Genomic DNA, 26811 nt, shown 5'->3' with positions numbered 1-26811 from the left:
GGGATGATTTTTAGATCAGGGTTACGTTGTTTCAATGCCATTAGCATTGCGTAGTTACCCTTGATAGGCGTGCTGTATTCATGACCAGCTTGTGGGAAGCTCTTCTGATAAGCAGCCCAAGGGTCATGGATAACGACTTCATAATCAGGCACACCTGTACAAGCAGTTTGTAGCGCGTTGAAACTGTTGCCGCCAACAGACTTCACAGACTCATTTGGGCCACAAATTGGGATAAAACCGTAAAGGATGTGAGTCAAGTTGTCGACCGGCATATTATCGACTGTGTAGTCACGGCCATAGATGCCCCATTCAACAAAATACGTACCCATCACGACGCTTGGATCGGTATTGTAGGTTTTGTTGTTTGGATCAACATTCATCGTTAGTGGCTTCAGGTGAGAACCATCGGTATCTGCAATTGTGATTTCAGCTGGTGCGCTTTTCGCACAACCTGTCGCATCACATGCTTCGATTTCCATTTGGTATAAGCCACCTTGGCCGTATTCAAACGAAGCTGTCGTTTGGCTACCAGTGATAGGGCCGCTTGCTACTTTTACACCATCAAAATAGACGTTGTAAGTGTCACCAGGTGTGCCACTCCACTGGTTAAATTTAACAGTGATCTTCGCTTGCTCATGGTATTTCACCATGTCGTAGTAGCCTGACGTGGTTTCCATCGCGAGTTCAATTTTAGAAAACTGAAGGTTGTTGGAACCGTACATATCGATACTTGGTGCGGTTGGAGCCGCAACTGCAGCGCCTGATAGCGCTAAAGCAACTCCAGCTGCACATAGGTTAAATCGAATCATAACTTCTCTCTCAATCCTTGGATTCATGTTCTACCTAGAACATAGGCTGCTCTTGCACCAGATAAGATGATTGGATTTACTCCACGTGCAAAAGCATCACACTCAGCATTTCAGAGAGTTTTTTTTCGTCAAAAAAAATTAAGACGGTTTTCGAGGCACTTGAGAGAACTTAACTAAAACTCGCACTCTGTTACACAGAAAGTGTCAGACTGAGTCAATAATTTATAAAATCTCAGCAGAAACTAAAATTATTGTTTACTCAGTAACGAGTTAGTTAAATGCGATGAAGGCCTTATTTTGTTGTTTATTAAGGTTTTGTTTCATTGATATAGAAAGAGAATTGAAAGGAAAAATAGCCGTGAAGACGTATTAGTCACGGCTGAAGTGTTCACTCAACGCGGCGCGACGTTTAGAGGCTGCACCGGTTTCTGAGCCCTGAACGGTATGCTCAAATCCTTTACGAATGAATCGCTGATCTGGAATAAGAGGCTCAATACGGCGTATTTGAGGTGAAAGATGAGAGCCCGAGATCTGATACGCTGTCTTTCCTAATCCGGTATTCAACGTGATGACCTTGCCATCGAATTCAAATTCCGTCGTAATAAGTCGATGGTTTCGGTATACCCCATCTTCAGTGAAAACGAGACGTTCTGTTTGGTAGGGTGGCGCGCCAATCTCAATCCATTCGCCGTACACCTTTTCCGGATCAATGTGGTCTTGATAGGAAAGGTGGATTTGATAGCCAAAAAACGTCAACAGACCCATCCCGAAGCAGACAAATGTACTCTTGAGGATTTTAGATTGGTGGCGAGCCAAAAATGAAAGTTTTGGTTCTTGTCGTGCTTTTCGCCTTCGGCGGGTTGAGTCCGTCATAGATCTAATTTTCTCCACTTTTTTAACATGGTGGAAACCTTCCTTTTTAAAAACAAACAATCCCGCCATTGAGACGACGAAACTATGATCTAATGTCCACTTTTACATTCAGATACACATCTTATTGATGGTTTTGTTGTTTGCTCACATTCATTACTTCGTAGGTTTTCTTGCTCGGTTTAGGTCGCCTGATTAATCCTCGCGAAAAAAGGTTCTCGCTCAGTAGCAAAGGATGTGCGTTATTACGTTGAGTTTAATGGCTTTCAAAGCTTGAGTAACGGAAAGAAACAAGGTAAAAAAGAGCGGACTTTTGATAAGGAAACCAATAATGAATATTAAGGAAAATAGCTATTTTGCTGGTAGTGTAAAATCACTAGGCTTTAACCAGAAAGATCAGGATGTTAGCGTTGGTGTGATGCTTCCTGGTGAGTACACGTTTGGTACTCAAGCACCAGAGCGTATGACGGTTGTAAAAGGTGCGCTTGTGGTCAAGCGTGTTGGCGAGAGCGATTGGACGACTTGTCAAAGTGGTGAGTTTTTTGAAGTGGAAGGTAATTCTTCATTTGAGCTTCAAGTGAAAGAAGCGACTGCGTATTTATGTGAGTACTTCTAGCGTTCATTTGTTGCTCGTCATAAAACCACCTTCGGGTGGTTTTTTCGTCTATGTGCTTCACTTATAACGCATCTTTTTGGTTATTTGGGTATATACTTAATAAAAATGTACCCATCGACCAGGGAGGAAGTGATGGCAGTACAACGCAAGCATTCTGATCTCCCTCCTCGTTACGAGGATAAAGATCTCACCAATGAGCAAAGACAGCGCTTTACCGAAGTTGCCAACGCCGCTCATAAGAGACGTGAATTTTATCGACGTGCTCTAGGAAAGAGCTTAATGGGCAAAATGAAGGGCCGTGCGTTTAAAGATCACCCCACTCGTCAGCAAGACAAGCCGAACAGAACGTTGCAAGTAGTGTGGTTAATCGTATTCCTCGTTGTGGGGCTTTGGGTGATGCATGTGTTCGCTTAGTCATTAGCAAGCTTCTGGTACCGCTGGTGCATCAGATGTTGACTGTTCTTCCGTATTGCAGTGCTCATAAAAGGCGTACTGGTTTTTACCAGTATGTTTAGCTGCGTACATTGCTTTGTCTGCACATCGAGTCAATTCAGACAAATCCTTTGCATCTTGCTTATAGATAGCAGCACCTACACTCATCGTTAACTCGTTAATCATATCGTAGCTTCGGTAACCTGTCGGAAACAGATTTACGATCCGTTTTAGGATGCTGTCTAGGTCATCTTTACTTTTTACATCGTAAAGCATGATTACAAACTCGTCGCCCGCAAATCGAGCGATGGAGTAGTCGTGTTTATCTGTTTTTCTGTCTTTGTTGCGAATGTTATTTTTTAATCGAGTTGCGAAGGCTTGAAGTACTTGGTCACCAATATCGTGCCCGTAGGTGTCGTTGATGTGCTTGAAGTTATCGATATCGAGAAAAACCAATGCGGTGATGCTGTCATCAGATGAGTGCTTGATTTCATCGAGCTTTGCGCGCGCCCAAGTCTCAAAGCTCCAGCGATTGGCAAGCCCAGTGAGCTGGTCAAAATATGCTAACTCCTCAATCCCCTCACGATACAGTGTTTGAATGTAATTGAGGACTTTCGTGTAGTAATACGAGAACGTGTGACACACAAACGCGGTCGCTATCAGGGTCAGCATCAATCTCCGCTCTATGATTTCTGTGGCTGTTGGCAGTCGATCTAAAAAAGCGACCCCAAAAAAGATCAGTAAAATATAGGTGCCACTGAACAGCAGACCGACCTTAAACTCATTAATTAATACCAGAGTGGCGACAATAGGATATAGCCATAGCACCTTGCCTGACGGAGCGTCGTTATACAGAAGTAACAATAACCCTTCGAACATTAAGACAGCACTTAGCCATAAGTCGGCGTATTGATGGTGCCGCTGGACTTTTATTACATAACTGATTGCTAAGCATGCCAAGGCACACAAAGCATGGAAAAAGCTTAAGCCCCAGTTATTCTCAAGTGATTGAGCAATGGAACCATAAGTTAAACAGGCAGCGGCGATACTGGAGCATAAAAAGACAATTTTCTTTTTTCTTGTTGAGCGGATGTCCGCCATTTCTTCTAAGCGCGCCCCAGCCAATGTCGACATTACGTATCCTTGCTTAATTAACGTGTACGCTTATTCTAGGCGGTATTTTCGCGATAAATAGAACAACAAAGTTTCCAAATGTGATATCAGTCATTTTTAGTGCAAAGCCATCAGTGTGATTTGGTGCGAGTGTTCAAAGAGGAATGGTAGCGCATGCAGGTTTTCATGACGGTTCTTCATGGCTCTATATGGTTGGACTGATAACTCAAAGTAATGTATCTAGTTAGACGCATTACTATTGATTATCCTGATTCTGTTCGGTGCTTGTTGATTGAGAGTATTGTTCACCAATCTCTGCTCTACTTATCGTTAAGGCATATGTCGTTTCGAAAAGGCATTAGAAATATTTTTCCGAAACAGGGCGAAATATTGTTGTCGTTATGACCAATATGCGACTAGAATCCGCGCTAAATCACAACCTCATATCGAGCTTCGTTCGAGTCACTATTTTTAAACTGCTTCACAAAATTGTGAGGCAGTTTTTAGTTGTAGGAAAGGTTACAAGCATGCCTAAAAGCCAAAACATCAACCAACGAATGTCCATCGTGGCATTAGCTTGGCCAATTCTTGTCGAAATTTTGCTACGGACGGCTTTAGGAACCAGTGACGTGTTCATGCTGAGTGGCTACTCAGACAAAGCCGTATCCGCTGTTGGTGTGATCACGCAGATTACCTTCTTTTTAATCATCGTTTCGACGTTTGTCAGTAGCGGTACGGGGATTTTGATTGCCCAATACAATGGCGCTGGACGCGAGCAAGAGTCAGTGAGCGTTGGTGTTGCGAGTATTGCGTTGTCTGTGCTCGTCGGTGTGCTATTGAGTGTGATTGCCGTGCTTGGTGCGATATACCTACTCCCGTATTACGGCTTGGAAGCGCAAGTCGAGCAGTACGCTCATGAATATCTGCTGATAAGCGGTGCGATGACGTTTAACGTTACGATTGGCGTTGTTTTTACAACTATTCTGCGTAGTCATGGTTATTCACGTTCCCCAATGGTGGTGAATTTGATCTCGGGTGTGTTCAACATCATTGGTAACTATATTGCGCTTTACCAGCCATTTGGTTTACCTGTGTATGGTGTGCAAGGCGTGGCAATAGCAACCGTCGTCAGCCAAATCATCGGTACGTTAATGTTATGGTTTATTCTCGCTCGCAGTAGCATTGAACTACCAATGTCGACTATGAAACAAGTACCGGCAGAGATTTACAAAAAGATCTTAAAAATCGGCGGTATGAACGCGGGTGAAGTGCTGTCTTACAACGTGGCGCAAATCTGCATTGTGTACTTTGTGGTGCAAATGGGGACGGCATCGTTGGCGGCTTTCACTTATGCACAAAACATTGCCCGTTTCTCGTTTGCTTTCGCGTTGGCAATTGGTCAGGCAGCGCAAATTCAGACCGGTTACTACATCGGTAAAGGTTGGGTGAGTAGCATTTTAAAACGCGTACAAATCTACTTCTTAGTGGGGTTTGTGGCATCAACGGCGGCAACCACACTGATTTACCTGTTTAGAGAAGAGATTCTGCGCGTATTTACCGATCAACCAGAGATACTCGCATTGGCAGGTTCGTTAGTCATGGGCTCAATTTTGCTCGAGGCCGGACGTGTGTTTAACCTGATTTTTATCGCGGGGCTCAAAGGCGCGGGTGACATCAAGTTCCCAGTGCAAATGGGGATTTTGAGTATGTGGGGATTAGGCGTGCTTTTCTCTTACATCTTTGGCATCCACTTGGGTTATGGCGTTTTAGGGGCTTGGATGGCAATCGCACTCGATGAATGGGTACGTGGTATCATCATGGCAAGGCGTTGGCGCTCTCAGGTGTGGACCAAGTTTAAGGTGAGCTAACGGTTTTCGGTATCGCGCATCACGCTTATTCTGGTTAGAAAAAAAAGGCACTGATAGTCAGTGCCTTTTTGTTATTTAAACTTGGGAAGACGTTAGAATTCGCACTCAGCTTGGAACACCATGCGTTCTTTGCTGTATGGATGATCCAGCTCTAGCATCTCAGCATGCAGGTGCAAGCGATTCGCTTTTTCGCCGTATAAACCATCACCAACCATCGGCATGTTTAACCCCATGTGATGAGCACTGTGTACACGTAGTTGGTGAGTTCTCCCTGTTTTCGGATACATGTATACCTTGCTGCGTCCATCTTTGACTTCAATCAGTTGCCAGTAGGTTTCTGCATGTTTCCCGTGTTCAAAACACACCAGTTGACGTGGGCGGTCGTCGGGGTCACCACGCATTGGCAGTGAAATTTCCCCTTCAGGCTCGTTTAATACGCCTTCGAGCAGTGCCATATAACGTTTTTTTACGCCGCGAGCCATAAACTGTTTTTGCAGACTTTTGTTCGCGCGCTTGGTTAAGGCAAACACCAAAATGCCAGAGGTCGCCATGTCGAGGCGATGAATCACAAACGGCCCTTCCACATCAGGGTACATCGCTTGTAGGCGCGTATAAGCAGAGTCCTTGATAGTTTTACCAGGCACTGAAAGTAAGCCCGAGGGCTTGTTGACGACGACCATAGCGTCGTCTTGGTAGATTATCTCTAGTTCTTTGTCTTCTGCCCAATTCTCCGCCAATGGATTAGGTTCGACATCCAGCCCTTGCATCATATGGCCCAAAATCGGCTGACATTTGCTATTACACGATGGGTAGAATTTTTTGTGTTGGCGAACTTCAGACTTTGGCGACACACCCCACCAAAATTCTGCCAACGCCAGCGGTTTGAATCCGTGTTTAAACGCGTATTGGAGCAGTTTTGGCGCAGCACATTCCCCCGCACCTGCTGGTGGAACTGGGTTTGTGGTGTCTGCAAAAATGTCCACCAAGTCGCGTGCTTCGCCATGGCTGTTTAGGAAGCGGTATTGTTTATGCAATTTGTGCTGTAAAGCGTTGGAGAGCGTTTTGCGCTGCTCTTTCAGGTGAGCAAGTTGCTGCTCTAACTCGGCCAATCGCGCTTCTTTGATTGCAAGCTTTTCATCCCACGCTTGCTTTAAGTATTTGAGAACGTTTTTCTCAGCGACACTTTGCTTACCCAACTCATCCAACAAGATTTTGAGATCATCGGCATTGAGCGTTTGCTCGCCCTGTTGGCGCTGTCGCTTGCGTGCGGCGCGGCCATCAATCATCACTTGGCGCTGTGTTTGCTCCTCTTGCTGATAAGCGGCTCGGTCGGCTTGGATTTGCGCTTTAAGATCCGCTAATTCCGGATTCGCGGCACAGGTTTTGTACTCCGCATTGGCGGCGTTGATGGCATCCGTTTCTGCGCGGAAGAAGCCTTCATCGGTCAGCATGTCGTACACAGGAGGGACAAATCCTGGAATCAAGTTTTGGTCAGCAATTTTGCCAGAAAACGCACTTAAAAAGCCGAGATCGCCTTGAGAGCTTTCTACCAGCAATACGCCAAACATTTTGCCTCGCCCCGTTTCTTCATTAACCAAACCAAAATCGTGTTCGAAGTCGGTTTGCGCTAATAAGTGCTGTTGCAATTGCTTTGCAGCCATAACGCAAAGAGGATGCGGCGTGTAGTAGAACGGAAACGTAAACTGCGTTGGTAATTCATAGTCAGAAGTATCAGCAGTAAAACGAGTAAAACAATGTTCAGGCGAGTGCATGGTGGGTATCCGCGCGAGTAAAAAATCGAGCGAGGATTGTACCTGTTTGAGTCAGGATTGCCATGTCGGTGTTGGCACTCGCTCTTGGATTAAGAACAAGAGCGAGTGGGGAAGAGCTTATTGCAGTTTTTGTAATGCCAGCTTCCACTGTGCCGGTTTGTCGTAGTAGGCCGAGTGCGGCAAGGTCAGGTACTCGCCATTTACTTCTGCAATCAGGGTTGGATAGCCACCAACGTGTAACTGGCGCATCAACTGTCGGCTAGAGCGAATTTTCTCATCTAGATCGGCTTCGCTTAACGTCATGTTTTGCTCCCACACATCGTTTGCTAAACCTAGCGATTCTGCAATGGCTTTGAGCGTCGATGCTTCATTCACTTTTAACCCGAGCTGATAATGCGCGGATTGGATGGCCTTTAGCATGTGCCATGGATTCAGCCCCATTTTCTCCGCACTCAAGATCGCTTGTGTTGGTAGATAAGAATCAAGAACAAACGCATCTTCGCTTTTCACGCGTTGCAGATATGCTTCACCAAACGTTGCTCCGGTTTCGGTTGCGATACGAGCGTCACTGTTGATGATGTGCTGACGAAATTCAGGCTCAATCGCGCTTTTCTCAATCATGCCGCCGGGATGAAGCTCCACCTTAAATTGAGAGGTGTCCATCAAGGCTTCGATGAGTGGTGATGCCCCGTAGCACCAACCACACATGGGATCGAAGAAGTAATGCACGGTTACCATGACATTTCACCAGTATGCACTTTTGCACCGATTTCTAGCGCGATTGGCAATTGAGCTTCTGGGTATTTCGCTGACATGGTGTCAATGAGTTGAGCGCTGTTATTGCTGTGTTTTTTCGCTTGCTGAAAATCCTGCAAGTATTGTTGCGAGTAGCGAATGGTGTCTGCGTTCAGCTTTGTGCCTGCTTTCATGTGACCAGGAATGACCACTTGAGGTTTAAGCGCAAGCATCTCGCTAAGCTGCTGCTCCCAAGCATTGATAGCGGTTTGGTCTGCGGCATCGGCCATCCACAAATGTACGTTTGAGTACACGGCTACGTTACCTAGAATCGCTTTGTTATCTGGAATCCATAGGTAAGGGCGGTGTGCTGATGTGCCATGGTTACCACGAATTTCAATCTTATGACCTTCTAGCTCCAATGATGCTTTATCGTACGCGACAGGGATCACTGGTTTTACCGGTGCGTTTGCGCCCAGCTTTGGTCCCCAGTACGCCAGCTTTCCAGCCAATTTTTCTTTAATAATTTTTTGAACCGCAGGCGTTGCGATGATCTGCGCATCAGGAAACTGTTGGTGTAAGGCCTCTGCGCCAAAGTAGTAGTCTGGGTCCGCTTGGCTGATAAAAATGGTTTTAAGCGTTTTGCCTGAGTCCAACACTTTAGCGGCAATGCGCATCGCGTCAGCTTTGGTGAAGCCAGTGTCGATGACCATGGCGTCAGTCTCACCGTATACCAAGGTTGAGTTTACGTGGAAGCTATTACCGTCGGCGTTGTAAACCTCAAGAGTAAGGGGAGAGTGGTTTGCCGCTAGGACAGGGTTTGCCATTAAAACGGATGCAGCAATCAAAGTAAATTTTTTCATAATAAGCTCCTAAAGAATTTGGGGCCAAGCGACGATGGCTTGGGAACGGGAGCTATATTAGGAAATTGATACGCTCGGAAAAATACACAATAATGTGCATCACTATTTCTTATTTCGAGCAAATTTATGGACAGAGTAACGGCAGCAAAAGTGTTTGTGGATGTGGTGTATTCTGGCAGTTTTACCGCGACCGCAGAGCGGTTAGACATGTCTCGGCCAATGGTAACTCGTTATGTAGAGGCTATGGAGAACTGGCTGCAAACTCGTTTGTTACACCGCACCACGCGCAAGGTGTCCCTCACCACCGCAGGGGAGCGCAGCTTGCCTCAGATTGAGCGCTGGTTAAAACAGGCCGATACATTAACGTCGAACATTGCCGTTGATGGTGAGCTGTCCGGAAAAATCCGTCTTGCGTCTAGTACTTCATTTGGATTCTCACAGTTGATCCCCGTAGTAAACAGTTTTATGCAAAAGCACCCCAAAGTGTATATCGACATAGATCTGCAAGATTCAGTGAGTGATCTAACCGAACAACGCATCGATCTGGCGATCCGAATTGCGTCAGATCCCGATCCTTCTTTGATTGGTAAGCCGATTGCGGTGTGCGAATCGGTGTTGGTGGCATCACCGCAATATTTGCAAACTCACCACGCGATTGCGCATCCGCGAGATTTATCTTCACACGACTGTTTGGGATACAAAAACTTTGAGCGTCACGTGTGGCATTTGTCTCAGGGCGACCAGTTCGAATCGGTGGGAATTGAGTGTCGCCTAACCAGCAATGAGGCCACGGCGTTATTGCATGGCGCTTTACAAGGCATGGGTATTTCGATGTTGCCAACTTACTTGAGCAATATCTATCTCAAATCGGGTCAGCTTGAGTCGGTGTTGCCGGATTGGAAGCCAAATGATCTCAACATTTACGCGCTGTATTCATCACGTAAACACTTGTCTCCTGCGGTGAGAGCTTTCATCGATCACAGTGAAGATTACTTTAAACAGCATCCTTGGTAATAGCGAAAGGCGTCGTCATCCCGACTTGAGATTCATACAAGATCCTGTACCTTACATGGATATATTTTCGCAGCGTCATTTAGAGTTTTAGTTAATGTCACAAGTTCGCATCAAATTTATTGCTTCCGATATGGATGGCACATTGCTTGACCAATACGGTCGTTTGGATCCAGAGTTTTTCGATCTGTTTTTGCAACTGGAAGAGCAAGGTATTTTGTTCTCCGCTGCGTCTGGTCGTCAGTATTACAGTCTGCGAGACACGTTCGCGCCAATCAAAGACAGACTGTTGTATGTGGCTGAAAACGGCACCTTAGTGATGTACCAAGACAATGAGCTCTACAGTTGTACCATTCCTAAAGCGGAAGTGTTGGAGATTGTGAAAGCGGCTCGTGAGATTGACGGGGCGAACATCGTATTGTGTGGCAAGCGCTCGGCGTACATCGAAACGCATGATCAGCAATCGCTGGAAGAATTTCAAAAGTACTACCACCGCTGTGAATATGTGCCGGATTTGCTTGAGGTCGAAGACGAGTTTATTAAGGTAGCAATTTGTCACTTTGACGGTTCGGAAGAGCTCCTGTTCCCGACCATGAACGCGAAGTTTGGCGCAACGCATAAAGTCGTAGTGAGCGCAAAAATCTGGCTGGATGTGATGAATGCCGAGGCCTCTAAAGGTGCGGCCATTCAGCATCTTCAAGAGACGATGAATTTTACTCCGGCAGAAACTATGACGTTTGGTGACTACCTCAATGACCTCGAAATGCTGCAAGTCAGTGAGCATTCGTACGCGGTTGCCAACGCGCACGAAGAGATTAAGAAAATTGCTCGTTATTCTGCGCCAAGCAACCAAGAGGCTGGGGTACTCAAAGTGATTAAAGAGAAAGTATTAGCGAAGTAACGCTCATTCTTTCGATGTTATTTTCTTCTTCACGTAAAAAGCCCCGCAGTGTATGCGGGGCTTTGTTTTTTTGGGGGGAGTAAGGTTCCCGTTTTAGCGTACGTACTTGGCGGTTGCACTGACTAAAAAGTGTTGCAATTTCCCGTCTGATTTTGGCACCCACAAGTCGTTATGATAATGGTAAATACGGCCATTGACGGTCACAGACAAGGTATTATCACCCGTTTTCTCCATGCGAATAAACTGATCCGAAGTGACCAAAAACGGCTCTTGCTCTTCAATGCTCTGGCCCGTTGCCAATACGAAGTAGCCGAATCGGTTGCCAGCATCCGGATCGGTTGAGTAGATTCGATGTCCAACGAGGCTGTAGTCGTCGTTGAGTGCCTGCTCAAGCGTTTTTTGCCCGATGGTTTCGTGCGATGGAATAAATACCCAAGCCAACACACCTGCCGCAATGACTGCCAGTAGAAGCAGTACTTGCATGAACTTTCTCATCATATATACCGTTTAACGTTGAAATTTCATTTTGTACATGCGCTTATCCGCTATGCTGATAAGAAAGTCAACATTGTCACTGTCTTTAGGGTATTGCGCTAAGCCCATGCTTGTTGAAAGTGTTGAGACTTTATCGGAGTTTAATATTTGTGCATCAAAGACGGTATTTATCTGCTCACGTACGTTCTCTTCATTGAGATGTTCACCTTCAAGGATAACCGCGAACTCATCTCCTCCCATGCGATAAACAGTAAAATCATTGAGTGCCATAGAATTAAGCCGCCTAGCGATTTCCCGCAGTACAGTGTCGCCAACTTGGTGTCCGTGTGTGTCGTTGACTTCTTTAAAACCATTTAAATCTAGAATCCAGAGAGAAAAGGGCCTTTTTTCTTGAGTAAATTTGTTTAGGGTAATGAATAGTGCATTGCGGTTCCCTAGGTTCGTCAAAGGGTCGCTGAGCGCCAATTTTCTATGAAAATGGGATTCACGATAAAAGAAATAAGTTAGAGAGATAATCGACAAAACGAACGTCGCAAACAACATATATTGTGCTTGCATTAAGCGCTGGGTTTGACCTTTTTGTGCTTCATAAGCTTTACTGCTTAGACGGAAGTTTTGATTAACGAAGTCTATTAAGCCTAAATATAGTGTTTGAGTTGAACGATAAAATGCAGCAGCAGCTTGGCTATCACCTGTTCTAGCTTCTACTAGTTGTTTTTCTAGCTCTTTGAACTCTTCAAAAAGGTTAATGAAGTAAAGGTGCATGTTGTTCCGAGAAAAGAACTTATTGGCTTTCGTGCTACTGGTCAATAAGTCAAAGCGACTCCACGCTAACTCGTATTGAAGCTCTGCACCATCAATATTCAATACGTTTTCATCTAACCGTCTGGCCTCGCCGACAAGTTCTGATAGTTCTTTGGAGAGTTGGAATAAAAACCAAGTCGCTTGTTTTTGTTCGTTATTAAAATTTTGTGAGAGTGAACGTGTTTGCTGTAAAAGCACGACATTCGCGAGAAGCAAAGAAACGGCAAACACCACCAGCAGCATTTTGCTGGTGGTAGAATATTGCAATATTCTTTGTTTCTTAGAATAGGGTTCTGATAACTTCATTCTTATTATTTTTCTTTTATTTCATTTACTTGCCATACCATTTGCGCATGATATTTATTGTAGTTTAGCTCTGGATAGAGATTGAGTGGATATATCACCCAGAAAGGGCCTTTATTCCTGACTTTTATGTAATTCTGATCTTGTTGATAAGCCAGTATTGGTTGATATCGAAGAATATCTTGTCGGGACAATGTCGAGTGATAGTCGTTTAAGCTGCTGATATCAACCTGCTCTGGTACCTTTCCATAGACGTGTGTAAGAAGCGTGCTGAGTTTAACGCCTAAAAACTCTGACGAGGCAGGAAGCCAAGGCAATGTCATCGTGTAGCTAGTGGTAGGTAAAGCTTGGATCTCTTCCAGTTCCAGTATGACACTAGGCTGCTGGCTACTACTAAATACGATCGTATTTGCAGACAAGAATGGCGCAACAAAAAACAGACCTAGCGCGACTATCTTTTTCATCATATGCCCTTTTGAGTTTTATTCTTTTTTCTTAGCTAGGACAAAGGTGCTAGCGGTAATTTATTTATAATTATAGAGCCAACCGGATGAGATTTTATAATACGTTATGTTTCAAAAATAACTGTCGGTTTACGTCACGTCAAGGTTATTAAGTTGCTTCTTAATTAAAAGCTCAGAGTCTTGGGATGATGGTAGAGTTTCGTAATGATTTCGCGGTATTTAATTGGTTTTTAGTGCAACTTTGTTTCATTTTTAATAAAGATACTGTGTCGGAAATGAGAATTTAATAAGGCGAGAAATGGACGTCGAATTTGTTCTTAAGTTACATTATTTTACATATTTAAATCATCGATATTCAGATATGTATTTGTTAGTACGTAAAGAAAATAAAGTCACCTAGTTTTGGTGACTTTATTTTTTATTTCATGAGCTTACTTAAATTAACTATGCAAACAAATATTTTGCATGGAAGTTGAGGTGCTCTTCAATAAAGCTTGAGATGAAGTAATAGCTATGGTCATAGCCTGGTTGCATTCTCAAGGTTAGGTTTGAATCGTGTATTTTTGCCGCAGCAATCAGCGCTTCCGGTCTAAGCTGCTCATTTAAGAAGCCATCAGCATCACCTTGATCAACCAAAATTGGTAATGGTGATTGTTGTTGTTTTAGAAGTTCACTTGCATCGTATTGCTTCCAGCTTTCAAGCTCCTTGCCTAAGTAAGCAGTAAAGGCTTTTTGTCCCCAAGGGCATTGCATTGGGTTACTGATTGGACTGAACGCTGAAATAGAACGGTACTGTTCTGAATTTTTCAGACCAATGGTGAGCGCTCCGTGGCCGCCCATACTGTGACCGGAAATTGACTTCACGTCAGAGACTGGGAAGTTACTTTCGATGATCGCAGGCAACTCCTCAGTCACATAGTCGTACATACAGTAATGCAGTGACCAAGGTGCTTGCGTCGCATTAAGGTAAAAGCCAGCTCCTTTTCCTAGGTCATAGCTTTCGTCGTCAGCGATACCTTCGCCTCTCGGACTTGTGTCTGGTGCAATGATCGCAATGCCAAGCTCGGCCGCCATACGAAATGCGCCCGCTTTCTGCATAAAGTTCTCATCGGTACACGTTAAACCAGAGAGCCAGTATAGCGCGGGTACGGGATTTGATTTCGTTGCGTTAGGTGGCAAGAATATCGCGAAGCGCATGGTGCAGTTTAGGGCATTGGATTCGTGTGTATATTGCTTGTGCCAACCGCCAAACACTTTGGCTTGGCTTACATTTTCAATGGTCATGAATAAACTCTCTAATTAGCAGAAGGAATTCAGGCTCCCCAAAAGGAGAGCCTGAGGCAGCATTATTGATCCATATGGATAACTGTTCGGATGCTCTTACCTTCATGCATCAGATCAAACGCTTTGTTGACGTCTGCTAATCCCATTGTGTGGGTAATGAACTCCTGTAAGCCGAATTCACCAGCCATGTAACGGTTTACGATTTCTGGAAGCTCAGAGCGACCTTTAACGCCACCGAAAGCGCTGCCACGCCATACACGACCAGTTACCAGTTGGAATGGACGAGTTGAGATCTCTTGACCTGCACCAGCAACACCAATGATGACTGACTCACCCCAACCTTTGTGACAGCACTCAAGTGCTTGGCGCATCACGTTTACGTTACCGATACATTCGAATGAGTAGTCAACACCACCGTCTGTCATTTCAACAATCACTTCTTGGATTGGCTTGTCGAATTTTTGTGGGTTGATTACTTCTGTAGCACCAAGTTGTTTCGCTAGGTCGAATTTGCTTTCGTTGATGTCTACACCGATGATGCGGCTGGCACCAGCCATGCGAGCACCGATGATTGCAGAAAGACCGATACCGCCTAGACCAAAGATTGCCACTGTGTCGCCTTTTTCAACTTTAGCTGTGTTTAATACCGCACCCATACCAGTGGTTACGCCACAACCTAGAAGACAAACTTCTTCAAGTGGTGCTTCTTTGTTTACTTTCGCTAGTGAGATTTCTGGAAGAACCGTGTACTCAGAGAAAGTAGAACAACCCATGTAGTGGAAGATAGTTTCGCCGTTGATAGAGAACCGGCTTGTGCCATCTGGCATTAGGCCTTTACCTTGCGTTTCACGAACGGCCTGACATAGGTTCGTTTTGCCAGATTTACAGAACTTACACTCACCACATTCAGCGGTGTAAAGTGGGATAACGTGGTCGCCAACTTCAACGCTTGTTACGCCTTCGCCAACCATTTCAACGATACCGCCACCTTCGTGACCAAGGATTGAAGGGAAGATACCTTCTGGATCGTCACCTGATAGTGTGAATGCGTCAGTGTGACAAACACCAGTTGCTACGATGCGTACTAGCACTTCGCCGGCTTTTGGAAGTTGTACATCCACTTCTTCCATTTTAAGCGGCTCACCTGCAGCCCAAGCGACCATTGCTTTTGATTTTATGTGAGTTTGACCAGGTTTGATTTCAAGCGACATTGGATGTTTCCTTTATATTTTCAGTATATGGAGTGACGTAATAAGCGTAGTTAAGGTTTGCTTACCGCGCTTCGTCGTTTTGTTGGTGCTCATTTTAGGTGTTTCAGTAAAAATGATAATCCGTCCATTTTGAAAATGATTTTTACATATGCGTAATAATGATAAGGTGAGCGTGTAAAAAGAGTGCGATGCCTCCTTAAAGCGGAAGGGAAATGGAAAAGGTGATTGACCTGAAGTTAGATAGAGGGGCTAAAGTAGAAAACTGTCAAACCATCAGCTAAGTAAGAGTGATTATGAATAAGACGGATCTGAGTGCCTATTTAACCAAGCTAGGCTTGCCTAGTGAATTGCCCGCCGATTTGGAGTCATTGAACAGAATTCACGTGGCGCAGCATCGTTGCCTGCCGTTTGAGAATTTTGACATCGCATTGCAGCGAGGCGTCTCTGTTGAGATTGAAGATATTATTCAAAAAACCGTGTACCACTCTCGCGGTGGTTACTGCTTTGAATTAAATGGTTTAATGCTTGATGTGCTCAACACTCTTGGGTTTGAAGCGCGAAGTTTGCTAGGGCGTGTACATGTGTCTGGTACACCAACAGGTCGTAGTCATCAAATCACGTTAGTGACGTTAGAGGAACAAATATGGATTGTCGATGTGGGTTTTGGCTCCAATACCCCTCGAGCGCCATTGCCATTTATCCTTGACCAAGTGATTCAGACGGATTTACAAACCTTCCGTTTTGTCAAAGATGCTCAGTTTGGTTATTTCCTCCAAGTGCTTTCAACCGATGGAACGGACACGTGGAACAATCTATACAGCTTTGACCTAGAGTTTGTGTTTGCTGGTGACATTGCATGTAGCAACTTCTTTACCTCGACTTCGCCTAATTCGCGTTTTACTAGCGCAAGGGTCGCTGCTAGAGCGACAGAAAGTGGGTTGGTGACGCTGCTTAACTACACACTCAGATGCACCAATCATGAAGCGCTAACAGAAATAGAGCTAGAGCCAGGTCAAGCCTACCTGGATGCGTTGAAAGAATATTTTGGTATTGAGCTTGATGCGCAATACTACGATCTTCGTCCGTTACCTGACGCGTAAAGTTCTCCAGTTTTCAAAGCGTAGCGCGACGAGAACAATGTAATCACTATTTGTCTAGAAGAGGTCGACAGGAATACAGCATGGCGAATTGGGAAGGAGTCAGCGAGTTTGTTGCCGTAGCGGAAACTAACAGCTTTACAGCTGCCGCGGCTAAACTGAAAACGTCAGTGGCACAAATCAGTCGCCGCGTATCGGCACTTGAAGAGCGTCTTGCGGTTAAGTTACTGCATCGCACGACGCGAAAAGTTTCTCTGTCTGAAGCTGGACAGCTTTATTATCAGCAGTGCAAACATTTGGTCGAAGGGTTAGAACTGGCTGAGCTTGCTGTAACGCAAATGCAGACCGAACCGCGAGGTTTGCTGCGTGTGACAGCGCCTGTGACCTATGGGGAAATGAACCTCGCGCCGCTCTTGCATCAGTTTTTGGAGAAGTACCCGCGTGTGGACCTCGATTTAGTGCTGACCAATCAAAAACTGGATTTGATAGAGCAAGGGGTAGACGTGGCGATTCGTCTTGGCCGCCTGCAAGATTCCAGCATGATCGCAAAGCGTCTTTCGTCGCGTCAAAATTACGTGTGTGCTAGCCCTATGTATTTGGAGCGATTTGGCGAGCCTCACACATTATCCGAACTGGCTCGACATCAGTGCCTAGTTGGTTCGGTCGATTATTGGCATTTTAAGGAAAATAAACGTGATAAGTCTTTGCGCGTATCGGGGAGAATTAAATGCAATAGTGGTTTTGCGCTAATGGGCGCCGCCAAACGTGGTTTGGGTTTAGTGCAGTTGCCGGACTATTACGTTCAAGAAGCTCTAGATAACGGTGAGCTAGTCGAGGTGCTGACCGATTACCGAGACGACCGTGAAGGCATTTGGGCACTGTATCCACAAAGCCGAAATTTATCGCCCAAAGTGAGGTTGTTAATCGACTTTTTAGCGCAGGAACTAGCGGATTAGAGTTTTCAATAACTTTAATACAACTGAAATCGCTAAAACGCCCGGTGATGCCGGGCGTTTTTATTAGGATGAGAGCTGGAATCGAATAGACATGAACCACTATTGGTTGGATTCCGCGTCTTCACGTTTAATCACTTTGTGCCCATCTTCAGACACGCCTTGCTTCCAATAGCTGCTGATGTAGATATTCTCGCGATCGACTTCTTTCTCATTGCGGAAATATTGGCGCAGCGCACGCATTGAATCGAATTCACACGCACACCATATCGAAGCGTTACCATCTAACCACTCGAGTTCGCGAACGCTATCAGCCAAGGCTTGCCCTTCGGTTAACCAAATCAACTCCATGTCTGCTGGCGCGTGTAGGGGCTGAATGTCGGCTGGAGACATCACGCTGATCACAGCATAGCCTTTGGCCTCTTCTGACAACGTACGAATTTTCGCAGAAAGCGCTGGAAGTGCCGTCATATCGGCAGCCATGAAGAACCAATCCGCCTCAGTATTTAAGTTGGAAATGCTACCCGGCCCCACGATGCTGATCGTGTCGCCTTTTTGCGCGGCCATTGCCCAACGTGCGGCAAATCCGCATTGCAGATCTTGCGTTACGTGTCGGACGAAATCCACTTCGATTGAGCTGGTTTCTGGATGAAAACGTCGAATTGTGTAAGTGCGCATGATTGGTCGGTCGTCTTCTGACAGGATGCTCAGATCCGCGCCGCCCATATCATTAAACAGTAATTTGATGTAACTGCCTTCGCAGTCACGAGGAAAATGGCTCAGCGCCTCACCTTGCAAGGTAATGCGCTGCATGTTTGGAGTGATGGTTTCTGTGTCTATGACAACAAGCGTTTTAGGTTGAGGCTTCTTTTTCATTGTTACTTTACTCGATAATTATTCTCTTTCTCATTTAAAGATTATCAAGTTCCCTAACAAGAGGGTAGCGTCTTTAAACAAATTTACACTGTGAATTAACGCCAAAGCCTCAAGAAAAATATTACCTCTATCCTTTCTCTAACCACGTAAAGTGAGTCGTTTTTTAACCATAAATGGACTTATATCATTGGAATCGTAGACAAAAGCAACAGAGCGGCCATGCTGTAGTTGAACCCCTTAATGCGTTTATCGGTGGTCAACCAACGCTGCAATTGCATACCTGCCGCCGTCCAAAATGTCACCGATGGCAAGTTGGCTAAACAGAAGATACCGGCGATAAAAGTCAGTTCGAGCCAAGAACCGCCACTGGTGTATACCGTAATGGCCGTCAACGCCATCGACCAACCTTTTGGGTTCACCCATTGGAATGCCACCGCCCCTAAAAAAGACATTGGGCGAAAATCGTGTTTTGCTTCGGTTTTGTCGCTGATGGCGATTTTGTACGTCAAGTACAGCAAATAACTCAAGCTCAACACTTTCAAAATGGAGTGTGTAATTGGATATGTGTGGAACAGGCTCATCAAGCCAATACCCACCAAAATTAGCATGGCACCAAAGCCAAAGGTAATGCCCAACATGTGTGGGATAGTGCGTTTAAAGCCGACATTTGCCCCTGAGGTCATCAACATAATGTTATTGGGACCCGGCGTAAAAGTGGAGACAAAAGCGAACAACGCCAAAGCGCCCAGTTGATGATATTCCATAGATTGTTCCTTGAATCAGTTCTCGATAAGTTGAGAACAACTATAAGTAGAACTGAGGTCAATATTGTGCTTTTATTTGATGATTAGAAACTAAATAAGCAATGAAACATCATCATGGATAGATTTGACGAAAGAATGTTGCAAGTGCTCAAACGAGACGGAAGAATCTCCAATGTAGAGCTGTCGGAACGCGTTGGTCTATCTCCATCTGCAACCTTACGTCGAGTGCAAGATTTAGAGCGTAAAGGCGTTATCAAAGGCTACCGAGCAGTACTGGATAATCAGCAACTTGGCGTGGGTTTTGTTGCTTATGTGTCGATTGGTTTGGCCTCGCACTCTAAGCAGGCGCAGCTTGGTTTCGAAGAGCATGTGCGTTTTGTAAACGAGGTGGTGGAATGTCACAACATCACTGGTGCGAACGAGTATTTGCTGCGTGTGGAAACGCAAGATCTCGCCGCTTATAAAGCGTTCCATGCTGATGTGTTGGGTGAGTGTGAGCACGTCAAGTCGATCACAACCATGGTGGTGATGGACACACCAAAAGACGAGCGATAGCCAAACGAGAGTGACAGTTTTTGTGGCACATGAATTTGAAGTGACTCGAAAGAGTCAGTCGAGTATGAGAATGGTTCACAACAAATGCTGGAAAGCAGATGGCACTCTTACAATTTCCATATTTATTCTCACCTTCTAAATAATCCCATCCTGCTAGTTTTGCTTAAACCGCTTGTGTTTCAGAGCGGCGAGTCAGCAAAATTAAGGATGAACGATGAAATCACATGTAACACTTCCTCTTTTGAGCTTAAGCGCTGTTGCCGCATTGAGCTCATTTAACGTCAACGCCCACGGCTGGGTAGAATTTCCAAGCGCTCGTCAGAATACGTGTTATTTAGACGGTGGTTTTTGGACCAACGAGATCCCTAACCAAGCGTGTAAAGCGGCTTTTGAAGAATCTGGCGCGTATCCGTTTGTGCAACGCAGCGAAATCGCGGCGAACGTACCAAATTACCGAGATATGGAGCATGTGAAAGCCGTGGTTCGCGACGGTGAACTGTGTTCTGCCGGCGATGCGGCTAAGAAAGGCTTGAACATTCCTTCTCCAAACTGGCAGCGCACCAATGTTACGCCAGATGCAAACAACCAGATTGAATTGGTGTTTTACGGCAAAGCGCCGCACAACCCATCGTACTGGGAATTCTATCTCACCAAGCCAACTTATGATGATTCAAAGCCTCTTACTTGGAGTGATTTAGAGCTGATCGACACCGCAGGTGATGTGTATGTTGATGCGGAAAAACGCTACCGTATTCAGGTGACTTTCCCTGCTGATCGTTCCGGCGATGCGGTGCTTTATACTCGTTGGCAGCGCATTGATGTCGCTGGGGAAGGTTTCTACAACTGTAGTGACATTGCGTTAAACGGAACGATCACGACGCCACCGACTGACCCTGTTGATCCAACCGAACCGGGCAACAATCTGACATCTCTAGGCTACTTTGTTCAGCAAGGTTTTGGGCCAGTAGAAGCGGGTGACACCATTCGTTTCCGTACGTTTAATGCGACAGGCAATGAAATTGTCGATATTTCACTACCAATCAGTGCAAACAATACGGCGACTTGGGCGGCAGAAATTGCGGATCAATTTAATGCGCAGCAAACGGGTGATTGGTACGTGGGCATTTGGCATCAAGAGATGAACCACTACATGTTCGACAGTAACAACGTGAATGCAAACCAAGTATTAGCGCCAAGCGCAGACTTCAGTTACGCGTTGTCACTGATCAAAGCGGATGTCACGCCACCAGTTGAACCAACCAACTTGTGGGACAAGACAGCCGTTTACAACCAAGGTGATGTGGTGACGCACAACGGCAAAGAATGGACTGCCCAGTGGTGGACGTCTGGTGAGGAACCAGGCACAACGGGTCAGTGGGGTGTATGGCGTTAAGCCATTTATTCGGGCCCTGAACAATAAAACCCTTCTCATGTGAGAAGGGTTTGTTTTTTCAGTCTAAAACGACCACTTTGGTTGAGTGGCTGTCTTGAAAATCAGAGCACATATCGTTATTCGCTTGCTCTCCACTCGCTCCAGTTGAGCATCGCGTAGTCTGCCAGTTTTAGCATCGGAATGTCTTCGTGTGTATCACCGTAGGCATAAACGGACGCAAATTCGTCGAGCGAAAACGTGGCCCTAACGCGCGAGACTTTTTTTTCTAAACTACAATCACCTTGCTGGTAAAAGCCACTCAGTTTTGGCTGTTCTGAGATCAGTTCACTGCACAGCAAGTGGTAACCGTTCGCCTCACACCAAGGTTTGAGATACGCATTGAGTGATGCCGACACCACCACAATGGTATCGCCTCTGTGTTGATGCCACGCCAACCTTTCCATCGCTTCTGGCCGTAAGTACAGCGGGATCACTTCATGGGCAAACTGAGCGCCAATCGCTTCAATTTGCTGCGCGTCTTTCCCTGAAAATGCAATAAAACTGCTGAGCGGACGCATAAGACGAGCGGGTAACACTCCGAGTTTGTACAGCGCATAAAATGGCATGATAGCGACCTTTCCTACTCGTTTGCGCAGGCCATAAGCAGAATAGTGGAGGAAAAGGCTAAACATATCCTCTCGGGTGATGGTGCCATCAAAATCAAACAGTGCCAGTGACGGCTTAGTAGTATCGAGCAAATTCAGCGCCTATTTTTTGGTTTAAGATCGTTTTGTGTTTATTGATAAAACACCGCCAACCAGATGGTTTCTTGCGTTGGGTCAGTCCAGCTCACTTTGTGTTTGGTATGAGCTGGAATCGTAACGTGATCGCCTGCCTCAAGTCGTTGCACTACATCTGATTCAAAAGTCAGCTCTCCAGCTCCTTTAAGAACCAAGACCCATTCATGTTCTTCTTGATCGTACCAGCCACTTTCGGGCGAGGTTTGCCCCGTAGAGACAATGCGTTCTATACGCAGGTTTTTGTGGGTCAGCAGGTCTTCGAACACTTCCTCGTCGAGGTTATTCGGTAAGTCTTTAAAAAGATTCATGGCCTTTCCTTAGAGAATGATCAGTCCAAAAGGCGCAAGTAATTGCTCTTGTTGCCAATCACAAATCTTAACACCAAACAGAGAAACGCGGCGCACATCCAGCCCGTCTAGTTCGACATGAGTCAGATCACATTGCTCAACGTTAAAGGTTCCCCATTGTTCTGGCGAGAATTCGCAGCGAGATAAATCCGAGCCTTTGAGAGTTGCCCCTGCGAGGTTCGCACCGTTCCAACGGTTTTCAAAGAGGTCACATTTTTCTAGTAACACTCGTTCGAAGTTACAGTAGGTGAGGTTGCAGCCAGTAATAAAAGCAGAACAGAAAAACATGGTGTTACTGACGCGATTAGCAAAGTTCGCACCTTGGAAGTTTGCCCCTTTGAGATCGCACTTACGCAGCTCCAAGCCCATACAATTTGCGCCGTTAAACAGGCTCATCGCCAACATACAGTTCGTGAAGCTGGCATCTTTTAAGTTCGCGAAACGAAAACTACACCCTTCTAGCGCTTTGGATTCGATAAAGCGACAGTCGATGAACTTAGCATCGCGCAGATCGGCATGGTCGAAACTGCACATATAAAAGTGGCAGTTTTTAAAGGTGGCATTCTGAAAATCGTGATGAGAAAAGTTTTCTCGTTCAAAAATGAGATCGGTTTTTAACATGTCTTCTCCTTAGCTGCGAGCAGACTAGCACTCCAAGTGACTGATTTTCCATAAAAATAACTTCTTGTATTTCAGTGCTTTACAAACCCCTCAAATCGCGATTTTAAGGGGGCAAACGAGCGTTTTAAGTGGGTTGTTTTTTGAAAATAGAAGACGCAGAGGACGAAAAAAGTTTTTGCTGGCTACGAGCCTTAACGAGAGGATTCGCATTTATGGGTATGCATGGCAACTCACACGCACAGTTTGCATTACAGAATTGTATCCTATTTGCATAATTTGTTGATCAATATGGCGTTTCTCCATACAAAAAACCTATATTTTTCACAAATTGATTTCCATCAAAATAGTAGGGTTTCTATGTGCTAGATTGCGCACAGCTCAAAAAGATATAGATACCCGTGTGCTTCAAGGCGCTGAGTTTACTTGAAATCTCAGATCAGTTAGTAGGCACCCCTTTGGGTACGACATAACGAAGCCCTACGAAAGGAAATAAAAATGAAAAAAACAATCTGCAGTCTAGCAGTGGTTGCTGCACTCGTGTCACCAAGTGTTTTCGCTCATAAACAAGGTGACTTCGTTCTTCGTGTTGGTGCGGCGTCTGTCGTTCCAAACGACAGCAGCGATAAGATTCTTGGTTCTCAAGAAGAATTGAAAGTGGATTCAAATACGCAGCTTGGTTTGACGTTTGGCTACATGTTTACAGACAACATCAGTTTAGAGCTTCTAGCAGCAACACCATTCAGCCACGATATTTCAACAGACTTGTTAGGTCTTGGTGATATCGCGGACACCAAACACCTTCCACCAACGCTTATGGTGCAGTACTACTTTGGCGAGCCACAAAGTAAGTTCCGTCCATACGTGGGTGCAGGTCTCAACTACACCATGTTCTTTGATGAGGGCTTCAATAGTACGGGTAAAGGCGCTGGTCTTTCAGATCTTAAGTTGGATGACTCATTCGGTCTAGCAGCGAATATTGGTGTGGACTACATGATCAACGATCAATGGTTCTTCAACGCTGCTGCGTGGTACGCAAACATTGAAACAGAAGCAACTTACAAAGCAGGTGGAGTGAAGCAAAAAACCGACGTCAAAATTAACCCTTGGGTATTTATGATCAGCGGCGGTTACAAGTTCTAAGAAAAACCAGTAGTTACACGCACATTACTATTATTGGCATGACTTTGGGGGCGGTTACGGGGACTGCCCCTCTTTTTTATCCTCGTTTTGATTGCACATCATTTACTCCACTTAGCAACATGCAAAATTGGATCTTTACCTTGCAGATCATTTTATTGTCGGAAGATCGAAAAGTCCTACACTGATCACATAATTGAACAAGTGGACAATATAAATGAGCGACGACATCGCAAAGCATTCCTCCTCCAGATCTAAGCTGGTAAAAACTCTTTTCTTTACTCTCTGTGTTATCGCATTTGGTGCGATGTATTGGTCTTGGCAGTATTCAGACAGTCACCCAAGCACGGAAGATGCCTACGTTAGGGCAAAAATTTTGTCGGTAGCGCCTCAGGTAAAAGGCCAAGTGGTTTCTGTGGATGTTAAAGATTTCCAATCTGTTAACAAAGGTGACCTACTGCTGAAGATAGATTCACGCCCATATTTGTTGGCAGTGAAGCAAGCAAAAGCGGCATACCAATTGGCGGTCCAGCAACATGACGTTGCCGATAAGCAGGTAACTGAAGCTGTTGCGGGCTTAGATGCGGCGCGCTCTAACCTGACAGAAGCGCAAGTAGAGTACAAACGTACGGATTCCCTAGTGAAACGCAAACTGGCGTCGGACCAAGATTTAGATACGGCAAAAAACAAACTAGCCAATGCCCAAGCGAGCCTGGAGCAAGCGCGCGCGACGGTAGAAAAAGCCATTGCGAACCGTGGTGAAGAAGGCGCAGAGGCTGCGGTTGTTCAACAAGCGGCAGCACAGTTAGCGCAAGCAGAGCTGAACTTGAGCTACACCGACATTACGTCACCAGTGGATGGCATTGCCGGTGAGATCAATACGCACGTAGGCTCGGTTGTTAGCGTGGGTCAAACGCTGTTCCCTGTGATTTTAAAAGACAGCTATTGGGTACGCGCGAACTTTAAAGAAACCGATCTTACTCACATCAAACCTGGTATGCATGCGGATGTGGTGATTGATATGTACCCAGACGTGGTGTGGAAAGCAACGGTAGAGCAGCTGTCGCCTGCGAGTGGTACATCGTTCTCCTTGATGCCACCAGAAAACGCAACGGGTAACTGGGTTAAAATCAAACAGCGTTTCCCTGTACGTTTGGCATTAGAAGTACCGGCCGATGCGCCGCAACTTCGCGTGGGTGCGAGCTCAGAAGTCACCATTGATTTGCAAAGTAGCGTGCAATGATCCATCAAATTACGGCAGACAAGCGGGGGATTGCCACCGTCGCCGTGATGCTTTCTGCCATCATGGTGTTAATCGATATGACCGTTGCGAACGTGTCGCTATCGCACATGATGGGCGCTTTGGGCGCAACGGCAGACCAAATTACGTGGGTGCTGACGGGTTACAGCATGGCGGAAGCGATCTTCATTCCGATGACCAGTTTCTGGGTGTCGCGCTTTGGTGAACGCAAAGTCATGCTGGTTGCCGTGGTCGGTTTTGTGATTGCCAGTGCGCTTTGTGGGCAAGCACAGTCTCTTGAAGAGATGGTGCTATTTCGCATTATCCAAGGCGCTTTCGGCGCGTCGGTGATTCCATTGGCGCAGTCGACGTTAGTGCAGATTTATCCGTATGAGCAAAAAGGCAAAGCGATGGCGATTTTCTCCATCGGCATTTTGCTTGGTCCTATTTTGGGCCCAGTTGTGGGTGGTGTGATCACCGACAACATTAACTGGCGCTGGATTTTTTACATCAACTTGCCATTCGGTTTGATCTGTACCTCTTTGATTTATCGCTATATCCATATCGACAACAAATCCAAACCTAACTTTGACTGGTGGATCATCGGTTACATGGCGTTAGGTGTGGGCGCGTTGCAGTTTGTGTTGGATAAAGGGAATGAAGACGACTGGCTCGACTCACGTATGATTCAGACGGCGATATTGCTCGCAGTCATGGGATTGGTGATGTGGATATATCGCAGTTGGAAAACCAAAAGTCCAATAGCGCCATTGTGGCTACTGAAAGACCGAAACCTTATGGTCTCGTCATTGATGATTGCCGTGGTGTCGATGGCGATGTTTGGTCTGACGACTCAACAACCAATGCTGTTGGAAAGCTTGCTGGATTATCCGGTCTCAACCACTGGTTTATTAATGGCACCGCGTGGGTTGGCGTCAGCGGCGATGTTGATTTTGGTGATTAAGCTCAATCCGCAATTCGATCCCAGAATCAAAATAGTCTTTGGCTTGAGCTGCATCGGGATTGGTAGCTATTTGATGACGCAGTACTCACTGCAGATCGATACATTTTGGATTGTGATGCCGAGTATGATTCAGGGGATGGGGCTTGGTTTAACTTTCTCGACGCTATCCACCTTGGCGTATTTAACGATTCCGAAAGAGCAATCTGTTGCGGCGGCGAGTATTTACAATCTGTTCCGTACCATTGGTAGTTCGTTTGGTATCTCTATCGCAACCACGTTCCAATATCGTGATAGTCAGCAGCAATGGCATGCGCTGGGAGAGGGTATTAATCCTTATAATCCTAACTTGCATGACTGGGCGGCCAATCAGGGGCTTTCTATTACCGACCCGGTTGCGTTAGACCAATACCAACAGATGTTGCAGCAGCAATCGCAAATGGTCGCGTTTGTGCACACCTTCCAGCTTGTGGGAGTGATGTTCGTGATCATGATGCCGATGCTGGTTTTCATTCGGTCGCGTGAATAACATGAAGT

Annotated in this window: 28 protein-coding genes; 12 read left to right on the top strand and 16 right to left on the bottom strand. The window is 45.7% G+C overall.

Annotation, left to right across the window (positions count from 1 at the left end):
• Together R7H07_RS10570 and R7H07_RS10565 are read right to left on the bottom strand one after the other, a co-directional pair.
• On the bottom strand, positions 1-809 hold an 809-nt coding region (locus R7H07_RS10570; RefSeq protein ID WP_318128762.1), incomplete at its 3' end, for a chitinase N-terminal domain-containing protein.
• A gap of 369 nt (positions 810-1178) precedes the next feature.
• Positions 1179-1682: a DUF2850 domain-containing protein gene (locus R7H07_RS10565; protein ID WP_005374408.1), complete on the bottom strand. Its 504-nt coding sequence runs from the start codon at positions 1680-1682 to the stop codon at positions 1179-1181.
• Positions 1683-2010: 328 nt separating this feature from the next.
• Between R7H07_RS10565 and R7H07_RS10560 the strand changes: the two genes are divergently transcribed.
• A complete protein-coding gene (locus tag R7H07_RS10560) occupies positions 2011-2295 on the top strand; it encodes a pyrimidine/purine nucleoside phosphorylase (protein ID WP_065275586.1) in 285 nt (94 codons plus the stop codon).
• Positions 2296-2427: 132 nt separating this feature from the next.
• Positions 2428-2709, top strand: a complete 282-nt coding sequence (locus R7H07_RS10555; protein ID WP_005374405.1) for a hypothetical protein — start codon at positions 2428-2430, stop codon at positions 2707-2709.
• Between the two features lie 3 nt (positions 2710-2712).
• Here the strand turns inward: R7H07_RS10555 and R7H07_RS10550 are convergent, their stop codons facing one another.
• A complete protein-coding gene (locus tag R7H07_RS10550; RefSeq protein WP_017821033.1) occupies positions 2713-3861 on the bottom strand; it encodes a GGDEF domain-containing protein in 1149 nt (382 codons plus the stop codon).
• Between the two features lie 506 nt (positions 3862-4367).
• Here R7H07_RS10550 and R7H07_RS10545 point away from each other — a divergent pair.
• Positions 4368-5708, top strand: coding sequence for an MATE family efflux transporter (locus tag R7H07_RS10545; protein ID WP_065275588.1), 1341 nt, complete (start codon positions 4368-4370; stop codon positions 5706-5708).
• Between the two features lie 92 nt (positions 5709-5800).
• Here the strand turns inward: R7H07_RS10545 and R7H07_RS10540 are convergent, their stop codons facing one another.
• The 3 genes from R7H07_RS10540 to R7H07_RS10530 all read right to left on the bottom strand — a co-directional run bounded on the left by R7H07_RS10540 (position 5801) and on the right by R7H07_RS10530 (position 9078).
• Positions 5801-7480, bottom strand: coding sequence for an RluA family pseudouridine synthase (locus tag R7H07_RS10540; RefSeq protein ID WP_065275589.1), 1680 nt, complete (start codon positions 7478-7480; stop codon positions 5801-5803).
• A 117-nt stretch (positions 7481-7597) separates the two neighbouring features.
• Positions 7598-8218 (bottom strand): DsbA family protein, encoded by a 621-nt coding sequence (locus tag R7H07_RS10535; protein WP_065275590.1) that lies wholly within the window; start codon positions 8216-8218, stop codon positions 7598-7600.
• Positions 8212-9078, bottom strand: coding sequence for an MBL fold metallo-hydrolase (locus tag R7H07_RS10530; RefSeq protein WP_065275591.1), 867 nt, complete (start codon positions 9076-9078; stop codon positions 8212-8214). Before R7H07_RS10530 ends, R7H07_RS10535 begins: the two co-directional genes overlap by 7 nt.
• Before the next feature lie 126 nt (positions 9079-9204).
• On the opposite strand from R7H07_RS10530, the gene R7H07_RS10525 reads away from it, so the two are divergent.
• Together R7H07_RS10525 and R7H07_RS10520 are read left to right on the top strand one after the other, a co-directional pair.
• The gene (locus R7H07_RS10525; protein WP_017633830.1) at positions 9205-10092 is read left to right on the top strand and encodes a LysR family transcriptional regulator; all 888 of its coding nucleotides are present in this window, start codon (positions 9205-9207) and stop codon (positions 10090-10092) included.
• A 94-nt stretch (positions 10093-10186) separates the two neighbouring features.
• A complete protein-coding gene (locus R7H07_RS10520) occupies positions 10187-10990 on the top strand; it encodes a Cof-type HAD-IIB family hydrolase (protein ID WP_017633831.1) in 804 nt (267 codons plus the stop codon).
• 93 nt (positions 10991-11083) lie between these two features.
• Here the strand turns inward: R7H07_RS10520 and R7H07_RS10515 are convergent, their stop codons facing one another.
• The 5 genes from R7H07_RS10515 to R7H07_RS10495 all read right to left on the bottom strand — a co-directional run bounded on the left by R7H07_RS10515 (position 11084) and on the right by R7H07_RS10495 (position 15551).
• On the bottom strand, positions 11084-11473 hold the full coding sequence (locus R7H07_RS10515) for a hypothetical protein (RefSeq protein ID WP_005374387.1): 390 nt from the start codon (positions 11471-11473) through the stop codon (positions 11084-11086).
• A gap of 24 nt (positions 11474-11497) precedes the next feature.
• The gene (locus R7H07_RS10510) at positions 11498-12595 is read right to left on the bottom strand and encodes a GGDEF domain-containing protein (protein WP_005383270.1); all 1098 of its coding nucleotides are present in this window, start codon (positions 12593-12595) and stop codon (positions 11498-11500) included.
• Positions 12596-12600: 5 nt separating this feature from the next.
• The gene (locus R7H07_RS10505) at positions 12601-13056 is read right to left on the bottom strand and encodes a hypothetical protein (RefSeq protein ID WP_005374384.1); all 456 of its coding nucleotides are present in this window, start codon (positions 13054-13056) and stop codon (positions 12601-12603) included.
• Positions 13057-13500: 444 nt separating this feature from the next.
• Positions 13501-14340, bottom strand: a complete 840-nt coding sequence (fghA, locus tag R7H07_RS10500) for an S-formylglutathione hydrolase (protein ID WP_005374382.1) — start codon at positions 14338-14340, stop codon at positions 13501-13503.
• Positions 14341-14402: 62 nt separating this feature from the next.
• Positions 14403-15551: an S-(hydroxymethyl)glutathione dehydrogenase/class III alcohol dehydrogenase gene (locus R7H07_RS10495; protein ID WP_206959533.1), complete on the bottom strand. Its 1149-nt coding sequence runs from the start codon at positions 15549-15551 to the stop codon at positions 14403-14405.
• Between the two features lie 293 nt (positions 15552-15844).
• Here R7H07_RS10495 and R7H07_RS10490 point away from each other — a divergent pair, with 293 nt between their 5' ends.
• Both R7H07_RS10490 and R7H07_RS10485 read left to right on the top strand, forming a co-directional pair.
• Positions 15845-16651 (top strand): arylamine N-acetyltransferase family protein, encoded by an 807-nt coding sequence (locus R7H07_RS10490; protein ID WP_206959534.1) that lies wholly within the window; start codon positions 15845-15847, stop codon positions 16649-16651.
• Positions 16652-16731: 80 nt separating this feature from the next.
• Positions 16732-17604 (top strand): LysR family transcriptional regulator, encoded by an 873-nt coding sequence (locus tag R7H07_RS10485; protein WP_017633836.1) that lies wholly within the window; start codon positions 16732-16734, stop codon positions 17602-17604.
• 99 nt (positions 17605-17703) lie between these two features.
• Here the strand turns inward: R7H07_RS10485 and R7H07_RS10480 are convergent, their stop codons facing one another.
• Together R7H07_RS10480 and R7H07_RS10475 are read right to left on the bottom strand one after the other, a co-directional pair.
• Entirely contained in the window at positions 17704-18477 is a 774-nt protein-coding gene (locus tag R7H07_RS10480) for a siderophore-interacting protein (RefSeq protein ID WP_206959535.1), read from the bottom strand.
• 179 nt (positions 18478-18656) lie between these two features.
• Positions 18657-19241 (bottom strand): LysE family translocator, encoded by a 585-nt coding sequence (locus R7H07_RS10475; RefSeq protein ID WP_206959537.1) that lies wholly within the window; start codon positions 19239-19241, stop codon positions 18657-18659.
• A 114-nt stretch (positions 19242-19355) separates the two neighbouring features.
• Here R7H07_RS10475 and R7H07_RS10470 point away from each other — a divergent pair, with 114 nt between their 5' ends.
• Both R7H07_RS10470 and R7H07_RS10465 read left to right on the top strand, forming a co-directional pair.
• A complete protein-coding gene (locus tag R7H07_RS10470) occupies positions 19356-19796 on the top strand; it encodes an Lrp/AsnC family transcriptional regulator (protein WP_054702109.1) in 441 nt (146 codons plus the stop codon).
• Positions 19797-20010: 214 nt separating this feature from the next.
• Positions 20011-21189 (top strand): lytic polysaccharide monooxygenase, encoded by a 1179-nt coding sequence (locus R7H07_RS10465; protein WP_206959546.1) that lies wholly within the window; start codon positions 20011-20013, stop codon positions 21187-21189.
• Between the two features lie 116 nt (positions 21190-21305).
• Here R7H07_RS10465 and R7H07_RS10460 read toward each other — a convergent pair whose 3' ends face one another.
• Genes R7H07_RS10460 through R7H07_RS10450 form a run of 3 tightly spaced genes read right to left on the bottom strand, consistent with a single transcriptional unit; the run spans position 21306 to position 22936 of the window.
• The gene (locus R7H07_RS10460; RefSeq protein WP_206959547.1) at positions 21306-21926 is read right to left on the bottom strand and encodes an HAD-IB family hydrolase; all 621 of its coding nucleotides are present in this window, start codon (positions 21924-21926) and stop codon (positions 21306-21308) included.
• Between the two features lie 38 nt (positions 21927-21964).
• Positions 21965-22276, bottom strand: a complete 312-nt coding sequence (locus R7H07_RS10455; RefSeq protein WP_047725283.1) for a cupin domain-containing protein — start codon at positions 22274-22276, stop codon at positions 21965-21967.
• A 9-nt stretch (positions 22277-22285) separates the two neighbouring features.
• Positions 22286-22936: a Qnr family pentapeptide repeat protein gene (locus R7H07_RS10450; RefSeq protein ID WP_005460782.1), complete on the bottom strand. Its 651-nt coding sequence runs from the start codon at positions 22934-22936 to the stop codon at positions 22286-22288.
• Positions 22937-23431: 495 nt separating this feature from the next.
• Here R7H07_RS10450 and ompW point away from each other — a divergent pair, with 495 nt between their 5' ends.
• The 3 genes from ompW to R7H07_RS10435 all read left to right on the top strand — a co-directional run bounded on the left by ompW (position 23432) and on the right by R7H07_RS10435 (position 26803).
• Positions 23432-24076 (top strand): outer membrane protein OmpW, encoded by a 645-nt coding sequence (gene ompW, locus R7H07_RS10445; protein ID WP_158155629.1) that lies wholly within the window; start codon positions 23432-23434, stop codon positions 24074-24076.
• A 214-nt stretch (positions 24077-24290) separates the two neighbouring features.
• On the top strand, positions 24291-25316 hold the full coding sequence (locus tag R7H07_RS10440; RefSeq protein WP_054702114.1) for an HlyD family secretion protein: 1026 nt from the start codon (positions 24291-24293) through the stop codon (positions 25314-25316).
• Positions 25313-26803, top strand: coding sequence for an MDR family MFS transporter (locus R7H07_RS10435; protein WP_053308046.1), 1491 nt, complete (start codon positions 25313-25315; stop codon positions 26801-26803). Before R7H07_RS10440 ends, R7H07_RS10435 begins: the two co-directional genes overlap by 4 nt.
• Positions 26804-26811: the final 8 nt, after the last annotated feature.

This window comes from Vibrio sp. Vb1127, assembly GCF_033338735.1.
In the GTDB taxonomy this organism is placed as follows: Bacteria; Pseudomonadota; Gammaproteobacteria; order Enterobacterales; family Vibrionaceae; genus Vibrio; species Vibrio alginolyticus.
Note: the sequence above shows the minus strand (reverse complement) of the source record. Positions and strands in the feature narration are given on the sequence as shown.